Source organism: Microbacterium helvum, assembly GCF_014779795.1.
GTDB classification, from domain to species: Bacteria; Actinomycetota; Actinomycetes; order Actinomycetales; family Microbacteriaceae; genus Microbacterium; species Microbacterium helvum.
In genome coordinates, this window is the sequence record NZ_JACXZS010000020.1 from 1 (window position 1) to 16252 (window position 16252).

The following is a 16252-nucleotide window of genomic DNA, read 5'->3' on the forward strand; positions in this document are numbered from 1 at the left end:
CCACAACACCCTCTGGATCGAGACCGGCGAGGTCAACATGCGCGAACACACCGCCGCGGCCGGCTGAACTCGGGCCGGTGAGCGTCGCGCCCACGGGAGTGGCGCTCACCGGCAATACCGGTGGCCCTGAGAGTGAATATCGACTGGCGCTCAACCGCAATAATCAGTGGCGCTCACGACTCCAAATACTCAGCTCGAGATCCTCGATACCTTCCTCGAGCTCGTCGCCTAACCGAAACAACAGCAGAACGATCAGCATCGGCTACACCACTACCTGGAGCTCAACGCCCAGCCCTAAGTCATAGGCACGTCATGAAGCGGGACATCAGCCGATCGGCGCGATGTCGCATTCCACCTGGGTGTGGAGAGCATCGATCGAGTGAGCGTCGCCGCACCTCGCCGGAGACCCAATGCTGTCACCACGAAGGTGACTTCAGGGTCGCTGCAGCGCTGTCCTGCTGCCGGGATGGCAAACCCTATCGAATCTATGGGCCAGCGCACGATCGTTCGAGACTCGTTTCATCGCGCGGAATGAACTGATGTACCGTCGATTCATTACTTTTGTTACGTTATCTCGACCACCTTGCCGTCGACGATCGCCAAGCGCTTCGGTCGGAATGGTACGAGGTCACCACGTTCCTTGCGGACTTCCATCTCGTCGAGGAAGTTAGTCACGTCGAACATGTTGATGTCGCGAAAACTCGATGGGCTGTAGGACCACCACTGTAACGCGATAAAGCGGTCCACAATCTCCTGGTCGAACCGGAGTCGTATGGGTTTCGCCGGATTGCCACCAACGATGGTGTAGGGCGGGACGTCCTTGACAACGACGGCGCCACTCGCAATCACGGCACCGTCACCGATTGTAATTCCCGATTTGATTACGCAATAGCCACCGATCCAGACGTCGTTGCCAATCTTTCCTCGCCCGTATTCCCGCGCGAATGGAACGTCCACGCCCATATACCGGAGTTCTTCCGGAAGGTTGTTCTTGTACCAGCCGCCGTAGTGGTAGGGCGACGTGGTGACCGAGTGGAGAGGATGGTGCCCGTTAGTGACATTAGTGCCGCGAGCGATCGAACAGTACCTGCCAATGTCGAAGTAGAAAAAGGAGTCTCCCGCGTCAACGACATGCGTGAATGCTCCGGCCGGGAGTATGCGGCCATACGGGTGGCGGCTGAACTGCTCGAAGACCCGGCCCGACGAATACCGGACCACGGCGCCGGCCTCGATGGGTCGTCTGGCGGCTCCTTGGTTGTACTCGATGAGGTTGTCAGCGAGGATCGCCGCATCCGACTCTGCAACAGTGAACTTGCCGACGGCCATTTTGCCTCCATGCGATGTGCGTTTGTACCGTAGAAAGACTCAGTGAGGCTCGAGCGGTCCGCGCCGCTCTGCCCAAGGCGCAGAGCAGTAGTCATGAAGTATATGGGCACGGCCCTTGAAAGGCGCCGTGGGCGACCTCAAGGTCATCCCGACCTCCGGGTCGTTGCGCGCCCCGCCCCGTAAAGTTGTTCCTATGCGAAGCGGGGAGCACGGGACAGGACGACGCCGACCCCGCCCGACCCGCACCTTCGTCTCCCTCACCGGCCCGGCCGGCAACCTCGGCGACGCGCTGATCCGGCGAGGCACGCTGGACTGGGCGCGCGGCACCTCGGACGAGCTCGTCGCGTACGTCGGCGGGGCACCTGACGTATGGCTGCGCCAACTGGGCGTGCCCACCGGCACCAGAGTGCTCCGCAGCAAGCGCAGCGTCGCGCGATGGCTGTGGATGCTGGCGACCGCGCCCGGGCGTCCCGTCCTGGTGTTCGAGGCCGGCGAAGTGCCGCTCGACCGCGGCAACGGCGTCCGTGAGCTCGTGTTCCTCGCCGAGACACTGCTCGTCCGCCTCAAGCGTGGCGTGGTGGTGCGGCCCCCGCGAGCCGTGCGTGCACCCACACAGCCCTCGCTGTGGTTGCACTCGACCGCCGCCAGAGCATCGCAGTTCGCCCTCTGGCGCGACGATACGAGCCGCGCCACCACCGGTGGATCGCAACTCGCACCCGACATCGGCTTCGCTGCCGGTCAGCGGGCCGGTCTTCCAGACGGCGAGCGCGACGAGCTGATCGTGAGTCTGCGCGGCAAGCGTCCTCTCCCCGCCGTCGAGTGGGCCGACGCACTGACAGACTTCGCCGCAGCCAACGGACTGCGCATCCGCACCGTGGTGCAGGTGCGCGAGGACGAAGAGCGCGCCCGCGAGCTCGCCCAGATGCTCGGCGGCGAGTTCGACCCGTGGGGTGAGCGCGACGCGGTCGCTCAGGAGGCGCTGGTCCGCGAGCGATACGACCACGCACGCCTCGTGATCTCCGACCGCCTGCACGTCCTCATCCTCGCCGCGCTGAGCGGAGCCGTACCTGCCGAGGTCGTCGCGGACCCGACCCGTAAGATCACGGACTCATTCGCGACGATCGGCCTGGCCGGAGTTTCAGCGGATGCGGCATCCCTCTCTCCCGACGAGATCACCGCCTTCCTCACGAAACAGCTCACCCGCGCCGACGAGGTGCGCGCAGCCGTCGCAACGGCGTACGCACGCCTCGCCGAGACGGAGGCCGACATCCGCACCGCGATCGAAGCGGCCCGCGCATGACGAGGGGAATCCCCGACCGGCCTCGCATCCTCTTCCTTGCGCACAGCCATGCGTTCGGACCGTTCCGCGTCGGCAGCCACCACTACGCGCGCACCCTCGCGCAGCGCGGCGCGGAGGTGGTACACCTCTCGACGCCGATCTCGCTCGCCCACCGCGCGACCGGACGCGTGAGTCGCGCGGATGAGGCCGCGGTCCCGCTCGGGCCGCACCGCGACGCCGACGGCGTCACCCACCTCGTCCCGCGGCCGATACTCCCCCGCCCGTATGGCCCGTTCCGCGTCGCGAACGAGCTGCACCGTCACGGCATCCGTCCCGAGTTCGACGCGGTCCTGATCGACCAGCCGCTGCTGTGGGACGACACCGTCCGGGGCCTCACGCCGCGACTCGTGTACCGCCCGACCGACCTCTACCCCGCCGGCGTGAAGGCGCAGGCGCAGGCCGCCATCGTCGCGGCGGCAGACGGCGTCATCGCCACGTCCTCAGAGGTGCTCCGTGGACTCGGTGCGCTCACTGTTCCCGCGCTCGTGCTTGAGAACGGGGTGGATGCCGCGCACTTCGCGCCGCCGTCGGCCACGGACGGCGCTCGCCCGGCGGTGTGCGTGTACGTCGGCGCCCTCGACGGGCGCTTCGACTGGGGCCAGTTGGCGGAATGGGCTCGGTCGTATGCGGAGGTGCGGTTCGTCATCGCGGGGCCGGCGGGTGAGTCGCCGGTCGCGCTTCCGTCGAATGTCGAGCTGCTCGGACCGATCGCGTACGACGCCCTGCCCGCGCTGCTGCACGGCGCCCGTGTCGGTCTGCTGCCGCTGTCGGACGATCCGCTCAACGCCGGGCGCAGTCCGATGAAGCTCTACGAATACCTCTCGGCCGGCCTCGCGGTGGTCTCACGCGAGACCCCCGTGATTCGGCCGGAGGCGGACGCCGGGCTGTTCACCTACTCAGGCCCGAACGACGCCGGCGACGCCCTTGCGCGCGTATTGCGGCATCCCTCCCCCAATACGTCGGGCGAAGCGGCCGCGTCAGCCGAGGCTTGGGACGCGAAGACCGACGTGCTGGAGCAGTTCGTGTGGGGCCTCACCGGCCGTTGAGCGAAGCGACGCAGGAGGAGCCGGGGTCACCCGCGGCCGCCACCCGGTCGTTGAGCGAAGCGACGAACGAGCGAAGACGAAACGTCGTGAGCCGCTCTCGAGAGCACAACCACGCGCCCGCCCACGGTGAGAGGGTGGTCGCGTCCGACGAGCGGCTTACGGCGTTTCGACTCGCTCCGCTCGCTCAACGAGCAGAAGAGGAACCCGCTCACTCAACGAGCAGAACGACGGGGTTGATCACCCGGGCCGGGATGATGACGTCCGGGCCGCGTTGCGCTGCACAGCGTTCCGGACGACCACGGCGATGGCGAGACCGATCCAGCCGCCGACGCTGTTCGCCACGATGTCGCCGGCGTCGGCCATGCGGCCGGGGAGGAAGGCTCCTTGGATGCACTCGATGAGAGCCGAGAAGACGGGGAACCCCGCGACGGCGATCCAGATCCACCGCGGCCTCTCGAACACGAGACCCCAGAGCACGCCGAGAGGGATGAACATCAGGACATTCATGATGAGCGACAGCCGGTTGATCCCGAATGACATGGACAGACCCGCGCTGCGCCCGGCGTCGACGACGCGATACCCGACCTCGTTGACGTGGTACGTGTCGAGACTCGGCGTCAGGGTGACTGCCAGCACCACGAGCAGATAGGCGACCAGCAACGAGATCGTCACCCACGAGCGTGTCAGGAAGAGCCGTGCATACTTCGCGCGCTGCGGCACGGGGCCGTCGACGCTCGACACGATCATGGCTTCGGACACCCCTCCACGATATCGGCCGCCGGCTGAGGGCTACGCGAGCACCTGTTCCAGGGCGTCAGAGATGACCGCGGCGGTGCGATCCCAGTCGTATTCGCCCACAGGCGGGTCGACGCGACGCGGGGCGCGGACCGCCTCGGTCATCGCGGCAGCCCACGGTGCGGCATCCCCTGACGTCTCCACTGACCAGCCGCGGTCGCCGACGATCTCGGCGACCGCTTCACAGCCTTGCCAGTAGATCACCGGCACGCCGGACGAGATGGACTCCAGGGCGGGCAGCCCGAATCCTTCCAGCGTCGACGGCATGACCGTCGCGGACGCGCCCCGGTACAGCGCAGCCAGTCGGTCGTCATCGACGCCGTGGAGCCACTCGACACGATCGGCGACGCCGGCCGCGGATGCGCGGGACGCGGCGTCCGCGATCTCGTGCTGCGGCAGCACGGCCCGCAGACGGACGTCCGGCGCGAGCGCCAGCGCACGCAGCACCACGTCGAGATTCTTGTGCAGACGCGTATTGCCCACGAAGATCACGTACGGCTCGGCGGCCGTCCCGACGGGGCCGTCAGGCCGGAACGCCGCCGAGCAGCCATTGCCGGCGTTGACGACGCGCACCGCGTCGTCACGCAGCCACTCACGGATCGCACGGGCCGACGTCTCCGAAACGGTCAGCACCAGACCGGCTTTGCGCACGGTGCGACGCACCGGGCCGCCGTAGTATGCCGCGAACTTCATACGCCCGGGCCAGGGCACCTGCAGGTGAATGAGATCGTGCACAGTCAGCACCTGCCGGGGTGCACGCAGCAGCGCGCCGTAGCCCGGCGAGTACACCAGCGAGTCGTGCGCGACGCCCGGAAGACGCCGGAACGCGTCGAGCGGCGAATGCGGATTGCCGTCGAGCCCGAGCGGCCGCCACTCCGGCCGCAGCCGCGGGAGCACCTCTCCCGCGTACCGGCCGATGCCGTGCGCGCCGCGATAGCGGTCATCGACGTAGAGCGCCGTCACGGCCGCAGTCCGCCGGGTGCAGCGGGCGATGTCGCGATATCGGCCCCTGTCGTGGCGGCGACCCATGCGCTGATCCGGTCGACGAACACCGACGTGTCGAACTCGTGGGCACGGGCGACGCAGGCTGCGGCATCCACTCCCATCGCACGGTCGACGGCTTTCGCGAGTTGGCCGCGCTCCCAGTCGTGCACGAGCGCGCCGGTCACTCCGTCGACGACCGTCTCTGCGGTGCCGCCGACGGCACTCGCGACGACCGGGGTGCCCGTGGCCATAGCCTCGACCGGCATGATGCCGAAGTCCTCGATGGCGGGGAAGATCAGCGCCAGCGCCCTGCGGTAAAGCTCCGAGAGCAGAGCGGACGACGGGTCACGCACGAAGACGACCCACTCCCCCTGCTCTGCGGCCATGGCACGCAGGCGTTCTTCGTCGGGGCCGCCGCCGGCGAGCACGACCGGCAGCCCGGCGGCCGCGCCGGCCTCGATGACGCAATCCAGCCGCTTGTACGGCACGAACCGCGAGACACCGAGTAGGAACTCCGGAGGCAGCGCGGCGAGCTTCGCGCGGTCAGCCGGGGTGAGCTCGGCCGGAGGCACCGTGAGCGCCGACACGTCGACCGGAGGGTGGATGACCGTGGCCTCGCGCTGCCACGTGTCGGCGATGCGCTGTGCGATGAAGGCGCTGTTCGCCGCGATCGCGAGCGGCTCTTGCGCACGGCGGCGGTCGATCGGCTTCAGCAGCGACGAGATCGTCCGCGCGGCGAGACCGGCTCCACGGCCGTCGAGCTCGGGCGTCCAGATGTATCGCGCCGGCGTGTGCGCGTAGACGAGCTTGGGTGCGTCCCGGGCCGGACCGCCGAACCGCGCCTGGTGGGCGAAGAGATGGCTGCTGGCGAGAACCCAGTCCGCGTCGCGCTCCGGCAGATGCCGCCAGACCGCGGGCATGAAGGGCAGCGCGGCCGCCTTGCTGTGCCGCAGCGGGGTGCGCGCCAGGACCGTCTCGTGCACGCCGTCGAAACGGCCCTCGCTGTCGTTCCAGAGGCAGAACCGTTCCGCGTCGGGGAACGTGTTCGACAGCACTTCGAAGACGTTCTCGGAACCCCCGTGCCGGGCCAGCCATTCGTGGACCAGGATGCCTGCCATGGCGAGGCTCCTTCCTGGCGCGGGGTGGTCGTGCGGGCGCGCGTCGGCGCTCGCTCAAGGATAGTCGGTGGTCCCTGAGGGCCAGCCTCTGAAAGCCCCCTCCCCGCATGCTCGTGCACTCTTTGCGAATCACGGCCTCAGGGCGGCGATCGGGACCACGATCACTCCGTCAGAACGTCGGTAAGCGAAGCGGCCGCCGGTGATCACGACCAGCGCGCTCGGAGCGCCGTGCTTGCCGACATCCACCGTGTCCCTGAAGCGGAGGAGCGACGTCGCGGCGACATCGGCGGCCGCCTCGCCGAGCTTGAACTCGAACGCCGCCCACCGCCCGTCTGCAAGCTCGAGGACCGCGTCTACTTCGTGACCGCTCTTGGAATCGCGCCAGGATGAGAACCGGCCCCGCAGCGGTTGCGCGTACACACGCAGGTCGCGCAACGCCATCGATTCGAACTGCAGTCCTGCAGCCTCCAAGTCAGCGAGCAGCTCACGCGAACCGACGCCAAGCGCCGCAAGGCCCACGGACGGGTCCACGAAATGATGCACTGGCGACGTTCGAAGACGCACACGCGACCGCATGTGCGGACGCCACGCAGGCAGAGGCTCGATCAGCATCAGCCGGTCGAGGGCATCAAGATAGCGGGCCAGCGTTTCAGAGGCCACCGCACCCCCTTCGCCGCCCACCTCCAGTTCGAGAACGGATCGATTGAGGGGTGTGCCGGAGGCGCGCCCCAGCGATGCGAACAGCCGCAGGATGTTGCCGGGGTTGCGTCGTGTGCCGAGAGCGGGCAGATCAACCTCGGCGATATTCAGCACGTATGCCTCGAGCCACTCGCGGGCATCACGCTCGCCGAAGCGAAGTGTGTCCGGCCATCCGCCGGCTACGATTCGCTCGATGATATCCGGCACCGTCAAGTCCGAGGGCGCTCCTCCAAGATCTGCACCGTTCAGCAAGTCGGCCAAGCTGACCGATCCGTTCGAGTGTCCACTCTCAAAGAGCGTCATGGGGCGCATTCGGAGTCTCGCAATGCGGCCGGCACCGGAGTGTAGACGCGCGTCATCTCGCGGGGTGGCGGAGCCGGTCAGCAAGTACTGCCCTTTGTCGGCGCTGTCGTCGACCGCGCGGCGCACGAGGTTCCAGATCTCAGGTGCTTCTTGCCACTCGTCGAAGAGAATCGGCGTCGGATAGGTGAAGAGCTGCTCGGGGTAAGTCTGGAGCGCGGCACGCGCAGAACGGTCCACATCGAGTCGTAGCACGGTCTGCGCGACCTGCGACGCGGTTGCCGTCTTGCCCGCCGCCTTGGGCCCATCGACGAGAACGGCGCCCATGACGCTCATCCGACGAGCTAACTCGTCATCGACGACGCGCGGCCTGTATTCCACCACGCGAGAATTCTACAGATGGCCAGGGCTGAAATCTACGATCGGTCAAGCCTCAGATCTACGATCGGTCAAGCCTCAGATCTACGATCGGTCAAGCCTCAGATCTACGATCGGACGTGCATGAGATCTACGGGATGTCAGACAATTAGCTAGCTATTACGCAGTGAAAGCCGAACGCCCCCGAGCCGAGGCTCGGGGGCGTTCGTCAGTGAGTCAGAAGACTTACTTGATGATCTTCGTGACCGTGCCGGCGCCGACGGTGCGGCCACCCTCACGGATCGCGTAGCCGAGGCCCTCTTCCATGGCGATGGGCTGGATCAGCTCGACCGTCATGTCGGTGGTGTCGCCGGGCATGACCATCTCGGTGCCCTCGGGCAGCGTGATGACGCCGGTGACGTCGGTGGTGCGGAAGTAGAACTGCGGACGGTAGTTCGTGAAGAACGGGTTGTGGCGGCCGCCCTCCTCCTTGGACAGGATGTACGCCGTGCCCTCGAAGTTGGTGTGCGGGGTGACCGAACCGGGCTTCACGACGACCTGGCCGCGCTCGACGTCGTCACGCTTGGTGCCGCGCAGGAGCAGACCACAGTTCTCGCCGGCCCACGCCTCGTCGAGCTGCTTGTGGAACATCTCGATACCGGTGACGATCGTCTTCTGCGTCGGGCGCAGACCCACGATCTCGACCTCGGAGTTGATGGCCAGCGTGCCACGCTCGGCGCGGCCCGTGACGACCGTGCCACGGCCGGTGATGGTGAAGACGTCCTCGATGGGCATGAGGAACGGCTTGTCCTTGTCACGCACCGGGTCGGGGATCGACTCGTCGACGGCGTCCATCAGGTCGAGGACCGACTGGACCCACTTCTCGTCGCCCTCGAGAGCCTTGAGGCCCGAGACGCGCACGACGGGAGCGTTGTCGCCGTCGAAGTCCTGCGACGACAGCAGCTCGCGAACCTCGAGCTCGACGAGCTCCAGGATCTCCTCGTCGTCGACCATGTCCGACTTGTTCAGCGCGACCAGCAGGTAGGGCACGCCGACCTGCTTGGCGAGCAGCACGTGCTCACGCGTCTGAGCCATCGGGCCGTCGGTGGCGGCGACCACGAGGATCGCGCCGTCCATCTGAGCGGCACCGGTGATCATGTTCTTGATGTAGTCGGCGTGACCCGGGGCGTCGACGTGAGCGTAGTGACGCTTCGGGGTCTCGTACTCGACGTGCGAGATGTTGATCGTGATACCGCGCTGACGCTCCTCGGGAGCCGAGTCGATCGACGCGAAGTCGCGCTGCACGTTGGTGGCCGACGGGTACTTGTCAGCGAGCACCTTCGAGATAGCTGCGGTGAGCGTGGTCTTGCCGTGGTCGACGTGACCGATCGTTCCGATGTTCACGTGCGGCTTGGTGCGCTCGAACTTGGCCTTAGCCACTGGGTCCTCCTCAGGACGTTCGTGTAGAGGTTCCGGACGCTGGTGTGCGTCGGTCGTCTACGGGGATGTCTCCAGCTTAGTAGAGACGGTTCTGTTGGTTCTGTGTGAAGTTGTGCCGCCGGATGCCTCGTCGCCGAGGCATCCGGCAGAAAAGGGTTACTCGCCCTTGACCTTCTGGATGATCTCGTCAGCCACGTTGCGAGGAACCTCGGCGTAGCTGTCGAACTCCATCGAGTAGACGGCGCGGCCCGAGGTCTTCGAACGCAGGTCGCCGATGTAGCCGAACATCTCGGACAGCGGGACCAGCGCGCGGACGACCTTGACGCCCTGGGCGTCCTCCATCGACTGGATCTGGCCACGACGCGAGTTCAGGTCGCCGATGACGTCACCCATGTACTCCTCGGGAGTACGCACTTCGACCGCCATGAGCGGCTCGAGGATGACGGGGTTCGCCTTGCGGACGGCCTCCTTGAAGCCCATCGAGCCGGCGATCTTGAACGCCATCTCGGACGAGTCGACGTCGTGCGAGGCACCGTCGATGAGGATCGCCTTCACGCCCACCATGGGGTAGCCGGCGAGCACGCCGACGTTCATGGCGTCCTGGAAGCCCTGGTTCGTCGGCTCGATGTACTCGCGCGGGATGCGGCCACCGGTGACCTTGTTCTCGAACTCGTACGTCTTGTCGGCCGTGACCTCGAGCGGCTCCAGCGCGAACTGGATCTTCGCGAACTGGCCCGAACCACCGGTCTGCTTCTTGTGCGTGTAGTCGTGACGCTCGACGGTCTTGCGGATCGTCTCGCGGTACGCCACCTGCGGCTTGCCGACGTTGGCCTCGACCTTGAACTCGCGCTTCATGCGGTCCACGAGGATGTCGAGGTGCAGCTCGCCCATGCCCTTGATGACCGTCTGGCCGGTCTCGGCGTTCTGCTCGACGCGGAACGTCGGGTCCTCTTCGGCGAGCTTCTGGATCGCGAGACCCAGCTTCTCCTGGTCGGCCTTCGTCTTGGGCTCGATCGCGACCTCGATGACCGGCTCCGGGAACGTCATCGACTCGAGGACGACCTGGTTGGCGCTGTCGGACAGCGTGTCACCGGTGGTGGTGTCCTTGAGGCCGATGACGGCGTAGATGTGGCCGGCGGTGACCGAGTCGACCGGGTTCTCCTTGTTGGCGTGCATCTGGAAGATCTTTCCGATGCGCTCCTTCTTGCCCTTGGTCGCGTTGACGACCTGGGCGCCGGAGTCGAGGTGACCCGAGTACACGCGGATGTAGGTCAGACGGCCGAAGAACGGGTGCGACACGATCTTGAACGCGAGCGCCGTGAACGGCTCGTCGCGGTCAGGGTGACGCTCGATGATCTTCTCTTCGTCCTTCGGGTCGTGCGCCTCGATGGCGGGCACGTCGAGGGGCGACGGCAGGTAGTCGACGACCGCGTCGAGCATCGGCTGCACACCGCGGTTCTTGAACGCCGAACCGCAGAGGACGGGGTACAGCTCGCCCGCAACCGTGAGCTTGCGGATCGCGCCCTTGATCTCGGCGACCGACAGCTCCTCGCCGCCGAAGTACTTCTCGAGCAGGTGCTCGTCGCTCTCGGCGACGGTCTCGAGGAGCTTCTCGCGGTACTCGGCTGCCTTGTCGGCGAGGTCGGCGGGGATCTCCTGCACCTCGTACTTGGCGCCCATGGTCACGTCGCCCTTGGCGTCGCCGGGCCACACCAGTGCGCGCATCTCGACGAGGTCGATGACGCCGACGAAGTCGTTCTCGGCGCCGATCGGCAGCTGCAGCACGAGCGGCTTGGCCTTCAGGCGGTTGATGATGGTGTCGACCGTGAAGTAGAAGTCGGCGCCCAGCTTGTCCATCTTGTTGACGAAGCAGATGCGGGGGACGTCGTACTTGTCGGCCTGGCGCCACACGGTCTCGGACTGGGGCTCGACGCCCTCCTTGCCGTCGAAGACGGCGACCGCGCCGTCGAGGACGCGGAGCGACCGCTCGACCTCGACCGTGAAGTCCACGTGGCCGGGCGTGTCGATGATGTTGATCTGGTTCTTGTCCCAGAAGCAGGTGACGGCGGCCGACGTGATCGTGATGCCGCGCTCCTGCTCCTGCTCCATCCAGTCGGTGGTGGCAGCGCCGTCGTGCGTCTCGCCGATCTTGTGGTTGACGCCCGTGTAGAACAGGATGCGCTCGGTCGTCGTCGTCTTGCCGGCATCGATGTGCGCCATGATGCCGATGTTGCGGACCTTGGTGAGGTCGGTGAGCACTTCTTGTGCCACGGGGTGTCCTTACGGGTTGAAAGCGATTGCGGGCGGGTGGCCCTCCGGCGGGCTCAGCGACCGGTCACCCGGTCGCTGAGCCTGCCGAAGCGGCTTACCAGCGGTAGTGCGCGAAGGCGCGGTTCGACTCGGCCATCTTGTGGGTGTCCTCGCGGCGCTTGACCGCGGCACCGAGGCCGTTCGAGGCATCCAGGATCTCGTTCTGGAGGCGCTCGGTCATCGTCTTCTCACGACGACCCTTCGCGTAGCTCACGAGCCAGCGGAGGGCGAGCGTGTTGGCGCGGTGAGGCTTGACCTCGACCGGCACCTGGTAGGTCGAACCGCCGACGCGGCGGCTCTTGACCTCGAGCGTGGGGCGCACGTTGTCGAGCGCCTTCTTGAGCGTGGCGACGGCGTCCTGGCCGTTCTTCGCCTCGACACCCTGCAGGGCGCCGTAGACGATCGACTCGGCGAGCGACTTCTTGCCGTCGACGAGGATCTTGTTCACCAGCTGGCTGACGATCGGGGCGCCGTAGACCGGGTCGTTGGCGACGGGACGCTTGGGGGCGGGACCCTTACGAGGCATCTGACTCAGCCCTTCTTCGCGCCGTAGCGGCTGCGAGCCTGCTTACGGTTCTTGACAGCCTGGGTGTCGAGCGCACCCCGGACGATCTTGTAGCGGACACCCGGAAGGTCCTTCACACGGCCGCCACGGACCAGCACGAGCGAGTGCTCCTGCAGGTTGTGACCCTCACCGGGGATGTACGCGGTGACCTCGGTGCCGTTGCGGAGCTTGACACGGGCGACCTTGCGCATCGCCGAGTTCGGCTTCTTGGGCGTGGTCGTGTACACGCGGGTGCAGACACCCGCCTGCTGGGGGTTCGCCTTCAGCGCCGGCGCCTTGGTCTTCGAGACCTTGGGCGAGCGACCCTTGCGAACCAACTGCTGAATAGTCGGCACGTTCTCTCCTCATAGTGCTGCACGGTGACAGCGTCGTGGTTTCACCACAGACCCACCGGCGCGACAGGAACCTGCCGTGCGTTTCGTGGTGGGTATGCCGTGGGGGTGGCCTGTTCGCAGGCCGTTCCCTGGATGCGGCGCCCGCCCGGCCGCCGACACGCCGAGGCACGTCGGACGGCGCGCGTGAGCGCACACCCGATCTATGATACGTGGGTTTCGGGGGTCGGGCAAACGCGGTGCTGCTCAGCCCCGCAGTTCGGCGCGGAGCGCCGCGACGTCGTCCTGCTCGATCCACTTCGCGTCGCCGACGACAGCGTCGAACAGCTCGATCATCAGGGGTGCCAGTTCGGCGAGCGCGGTGGTGAAACTCAGCAGCACCACCCGGTTGCGGCCCGGCTCGGTCAGCCAGTAGTCCACGACCGTCGTCGGCGCATCGTGTTCGGGATCGGATGCCGCAAGCCGGCGATCCCGTCGCAGGACGAGCCCGCCCTCACGCTCGAACACGACGCCGCCGGCGAGCTCGAAAGCCTCCCAGCGCTGATCCGGCTCGGCGCCGTCGACCTCGGCCGCCAGCACCCCGACCAGCGCGTCGGCGAGGGCGACGGCATCCGTCGACTCTCCCAGGGGAAGATGCGGGCAGTACTCGGCCACCGTCGACGCGAAGGCGAGCCCGCCGGGCGCCTTCAGCGAGAAGTGGAACTGGGTGGCACCCGCGTCGCGCGCCCGGCGCACCGCCTCGCCGAGCCCGGCGCGCTGCTGCGCCCGCAGCGTCGCCTGATCGTCGCGGCGCCCCAGACGTTCGCGGACGAATGCGGCGACCTCGCCGGCGATCGCCTCGTCGTCCGGTGACAGGGTGAACGACTGCCACTCGCCCGGCAGCGTGAGACGCAGCGCAGCCCGCCGCGTCATGAATCCGCGGCCTGCTGCAGCTCGTCGGGGGTGAGCGTCAGCGACGTGCCCAGAGTCCCGTAGGGCATCTGCTCGGGGGTGACGTAGTCGTCGACGTTCAGCCCGCGCCTGCCGGTCGGCGACGTGTCGTCCAGTCCCGCCACCGAGAACTCGTAGGACGACCATCCCGGCGCCTGCTCGGCGATGACGTCGATGGCCGCGTACAGCACGGTGCTGAGATCGGCGAGACCCGTCTCGTCGACGACGAGCTTGGTGCTCAGTGCGTTGCGCCCGGGAGCGCCGGTGTTGTAGAAGCCGACCTCGGCGTCGGCGACGCCGTCGATCGCCGTGAGATCGGACTGGATCGCCGCCGCATCCATGTCGGGGTTCCCTCCTGTCGCGGGGCTGCAGGCGCTGAACGTCAGCGCCGCGACGAGGGCGAGCGCCGTGAAGCCGATCCGTCGGAACACATCACTCCCCTCTCGTGTAGGCGTAGTCGTACGTGCCGATGGGGTTCCCATTCTTGTCCACCGTGGCCGGGGTTCCGAAATAGTCGCGGATCTGCACACCGTCGTCGGCGTTCGGGTCGTCGGCCAGGAAGTCCCGGCCCGCGGCGCTGGCGCCCTGGTCGACCTGCTCCTTCACGGTGGTCTGGTAGTACCCCGAGTTGTGGCCGACCGAATCCAGCCCGCCGGGCGACGGGACGTTGATCTTGTACCGGTTCGGGTCGTCGGAGTGATCCTCGGCATACGGGTTCTCGGTGCGCGCGACCGGATCGATGGTGTGCGAGACGTCGAGCACGCGGGTGTGCGCGGGGATGTCGAGGTCGTCAACGGACGAGCCCGCCACCGCGATCGCATCGACCTTGTAGGTGCTGGAGAACCCGGGATCGGACGCGAGGTTGCCGGCGGTGATGCCACCCAGGCTCCACCCCGCGAGCATGACGTGGTCGCCCGGTTCGATGCCGGCGCGCTGCATGGCGTCGATGACCATCTTCTCGAGCTGGGTCTGCTGCGCCTGGTTCATCTTGGCGACGATGTCGCTGGTGACGTCGTTTCCGCTGGTGCCGCCCGGCGTCCACTGCTGGGTCGACGGGATCTCCACGCGGTAGATCACCTCGCCGTCGGGACCGACGAACGGCACGATCCGCACGATCGATTCCTCGTTCGTGCTCTCGTCGCCCGACGTGTGCCCGTTCTTGTCGATGTCTTTGAGGTCGGAGAACAGCGTCTCGAAGGAGTACACCGATCGCGGGTCCTGGGGGGTGGCGTCCACGAACTCGGGGGTGCCGGTCTCTTGGCCGGACGCCCAGGCGATCACCGCCCACAGCGCCGGATAGACGAACAGCAGCGTCGGGATGACGGCCTGCACGAGCGCCTGCACCGGGTCCATGCCGCTGGCGAGGTTGAGGGCGAACAGCCAGCTGACGCCGGCGAGGAAGACCGCCAGGCCCGGCACCATCAGGACGATCGCGGCGAGGAGTGCCACTGCGAGCAGCACGAGTCCGACCGCGATCACCGCGACCAGCACGAGCAGCAGCAGCGCGATCTGCACCAGGATCACGAGCAGCACCAGCGCGATCGCCGCCAGCACGAGAAGCGTGAGTACCGCGAGCCCCAGCAGGATGACGGCGGCGATCACCGCGAGCACCGTCACGATGAGCTTCGCGATCGCGTCCAGCACCGCGGTGATGGCGTTCACGATCGCTTCGAGCGCATCGGCGAAGAAGTCCATCACGTCGTGGAACACGCCGCCGACGTTGTCCCAGAACGAGTCGTTGATCCCGCTGCCCTCGACGACGTCGTGGATGCGTGCGATCGCCCGCTGCGCGGCACGGTCGCGGTCGGCGACGGCGTCGTCGTACCGCCGTTCGGCGGATGCCGCGTCCGACGCCGCGCTGTCGGCGTCGCGGACGGCGTCCGCCAGCGACCAGTCCAGGCTCCGCACCTCTGACGCGGGCGCGTCGTCGGCCAGGCCGCGCCGGTCGGCGCGCACGTCGGCCGCGCGGCTCTCCGCCGCGTGCTTCTCGTCGAGCGCGGCCTCGCGGTCGGCGATCGCCCGCCGCGCGTCGTCCTGCGCCGCGTCGAGCGCCCGCGCGTACTCGGTCAGAGCCTCGCCGGTCTCGGCGTACCGCTGCTCGGCCTGCGAGATCTCGCGGGCGAGGTGCGCGGCATCCCTGCGCACCCGGTCGATCGCGACGCTCACCATCGGACCGCGGTCCGAGATCTGCTGCAGGGTCGCCACGGCGGAGCGGATCGCCGCCGCCGTCTCGCCGTACCGCTGTCCGGTGTGGCGCAGGACCACCGGGTCGCCGTGGATGGGGTCCATGTCAGCGTGCTCCCGCCGAGTTGCCGAGCTCGCGATCGAGGTCCTCGAACGCGGTGTGGATGTCGCGCATCACGCCCGCAAGGCTGCCCAGCGCGTCGGACATGCCCTGCCGCCGGTCGTCCCACGTCGTGGCGAACCGACGGATCGTGTGGGCGAGCTCGGCGTGGCCGCACGCATCGGCGGCGGCGCGCGATGAGTCGTCGGAATCGTCGAACGTCCGACGGATGCGCTCCGCGTCCGCCGCCGTGTCGGCGATCGCACCGAGATCGAGCTTCACCATGCCCGCCATGCGCCCTGCCCCTCTTGAGATGGAGAGGTGGATGCCGGCGGCCGCGGCCGCCGGCATCCACCCGAACAGTGTCAGTTGCCGGCGAGAGCCTGGTCGGTGTCCTTGATCGCCTGCATCATCTTGCGCAGCGACT

Annotated in this window: 13 protein-coding genes and 2 pseudogenes; 2 read left to right on the forward strand and 13 right to left on the reverse strand. The window is 67.5% G+C overall.

What is annotated here, in order from left to right; translation table 11 throughout:
- Positions 1–749: 749 nt before the first annotated feature.
- Positions 750–924 (reverse strand): annotated as a pseudogene (locus IF188_RS20710) (DapH/DapD/GlmU-related protein); the annotation flags it as partial.
- Between the two features lie 595 nt (positions 925–1519).
- Between IF188_RS20710 and IF188_RS19755 the strand changes: the two are divergent.
- Both IF188_RS19755 and IF188_RS19760 read left to right on the forward strand, forming a co-directional pair.
- Positions 1520–2626: a polysaccharide pyruvyl transferase family protein gene (locus IF188_RS19755; RefSeq protein WP_191173527.1), complete on the forward strand. Its 1107-nt coding sequence runs from the start codon at positions 1520–1522 to the stop codon at positions 2624–2626.
- Positions 2623–3711, forward strand: a complete 1089-nt coding sequence (locus tag IF188_RS19760; protein WP_191173528.1) for a glycosyltransferase — start codon at positions 2623–2625, stop codon at positions 3709–3711. Before IF188_RS19755 ends, IF188_RS19760 begins: the two co-directional genes overlap by 4 nt.
- 237 nt (positions 3712–3948) lie before the next feature.
- Here the strand turns inward: IF188_RS19760 and IF188_RS19765 are convergent, their stop codons facing one another.
- The 12 genes and pseudogenes from IF188_RS19765 to IF188_RS19820 all read right to left on the reverse strand — a co-directional run.
- A complete protein-coding gene (locus tag IF188_RS19765) occupies positions 3949–4470 on the reverse strand; it encodes a VanZ family protein (RefSeq protein ID WP_191173529.1) in 522 nt (173 codons plus the stop codon).
- Between the two features lie 30 nt (positions 4471–4500).
- Complete coding sequence (locus IF188_RS19770; protein ID WP_191173530.1) at positions 4501–5469, reverse strand: glycosyltransferase family 4 protein; 969 nt, start codon at positions 5467–5469, stop codon at positions 4501–4503.
- Entirely contained in the window at positions 5466–6608 is a 1143-nt protein-coding gene (locus IF188_RS19775; RefSeq protein WP_191173531.1) for a glycosyltransferase, read from the reverse strand. The genes IF188_RS19770 and IF188_RS19775 overlap by 4 nt, the downstream gene beginning before the upstream one ends.
- 129 nt (positions 6609–6737) lie before the next feature.
- Positions 6738–7991 carry an ATP-binding protein gene (locus tag IF188_RS19780; protein WP_191173532.1) on the reverse strand — a complete coding sequence of 418 codons (1254 nt, stop codon included), beginning with the start codon at positions 7989–7991 and terminating at the stop codon, positions 6738–6740.
- Between the two features lie 219 nt (positions 7992–8210).
- Positions 8211–9404 carry an elongation factor Tu gene (tuf, locus tag IF188_RS19785; protein ID WP_191173533.1) on the reverse strand — a complete coding sequence of 398 codons (1194 nt, stop codon included), beginning with the start codon at positions 9402–9404 and terminating at the stop codon, positions 8211–8213.
- A 156-nt stretch (positions 9405–9560) separates the two neighbouring features.
- A complete protein-coding gene (gene fusA, locus IF188_RS19790; protein ID WP_191173534.1) occupies positions 9561–11675 on the reverse strand; it encodes an elongation factor G in 2115 nt (704 codons plus the stop codon).
- Positions 11676–11769: 94 nt separating this feature from the next.
- Positions 11770–12240 (reverse strand): 30S ribosomal protein S7, encoded by a 471-nt coding sequence (gene rpsG / locus IF188_RS19795; protein ID WP_018171439.1) that lies wholly within the window; start codon positions 12238–12240, stop codon positions 11770–11772.
- A gap of 5 nt (positions 12241–12245) precedes the next feature.
- Positions 12246–12614, reverse strand: a complete 369-nt coding sequence (rpsL, locus tag IF188_RS19800) for a 30S ribosomal protein S12 (protein WP_018171438.1) — start codon at positions 12612–12614, stop codon at positions 12246–12248.
- Positions 12615–12857: 243 nt separating this feature from the next.
- Positions 12858–13523 carry a hypothetical protein gene (locus tag IF188_RS19805; RefSeq protein ID WP_191173535.1) on the reverse strand — a complete coding sequence of 222 codons (666 nt, stop codon included), beginning with the start codon at positions 13521–13523 and terminating at the stop codon, positions 12858–12860.
- Positions 13520–13972 carry a hypothetical protein gene (locus tag IF188_RS19810; protein ID WP_191173536.1) on the reverse strand — a complete coding sequence of 151 codons (453 nt, stop codon included), beginning with the start codon at positions 13970–13972 and terminating at the stop codon, positions 13520–13522. The genes IF188_RS19805 and IF188_RS19810 overlap by 4 nt, the downstream gene beginning before the upstream one ends.
- Before the next feature lies 1 nt (position 13973).
- Positions 13974–15830, reverse strand: a complete 1857-nt coding sequence (locus tag IF188_RS19815; RefSeq protein WP_191173537.1) for a hypothetical protein — start codon at positions 15828–15830, stop codon at positions 13974–13976.
- Position 15831: 1 nt separating this feature from the next.
- Positions 15832–16252 (reverse strand): annotated as a pseudogene (locus tag IF188_RS19820) (hypothetical protein); the annotation flags it as partial.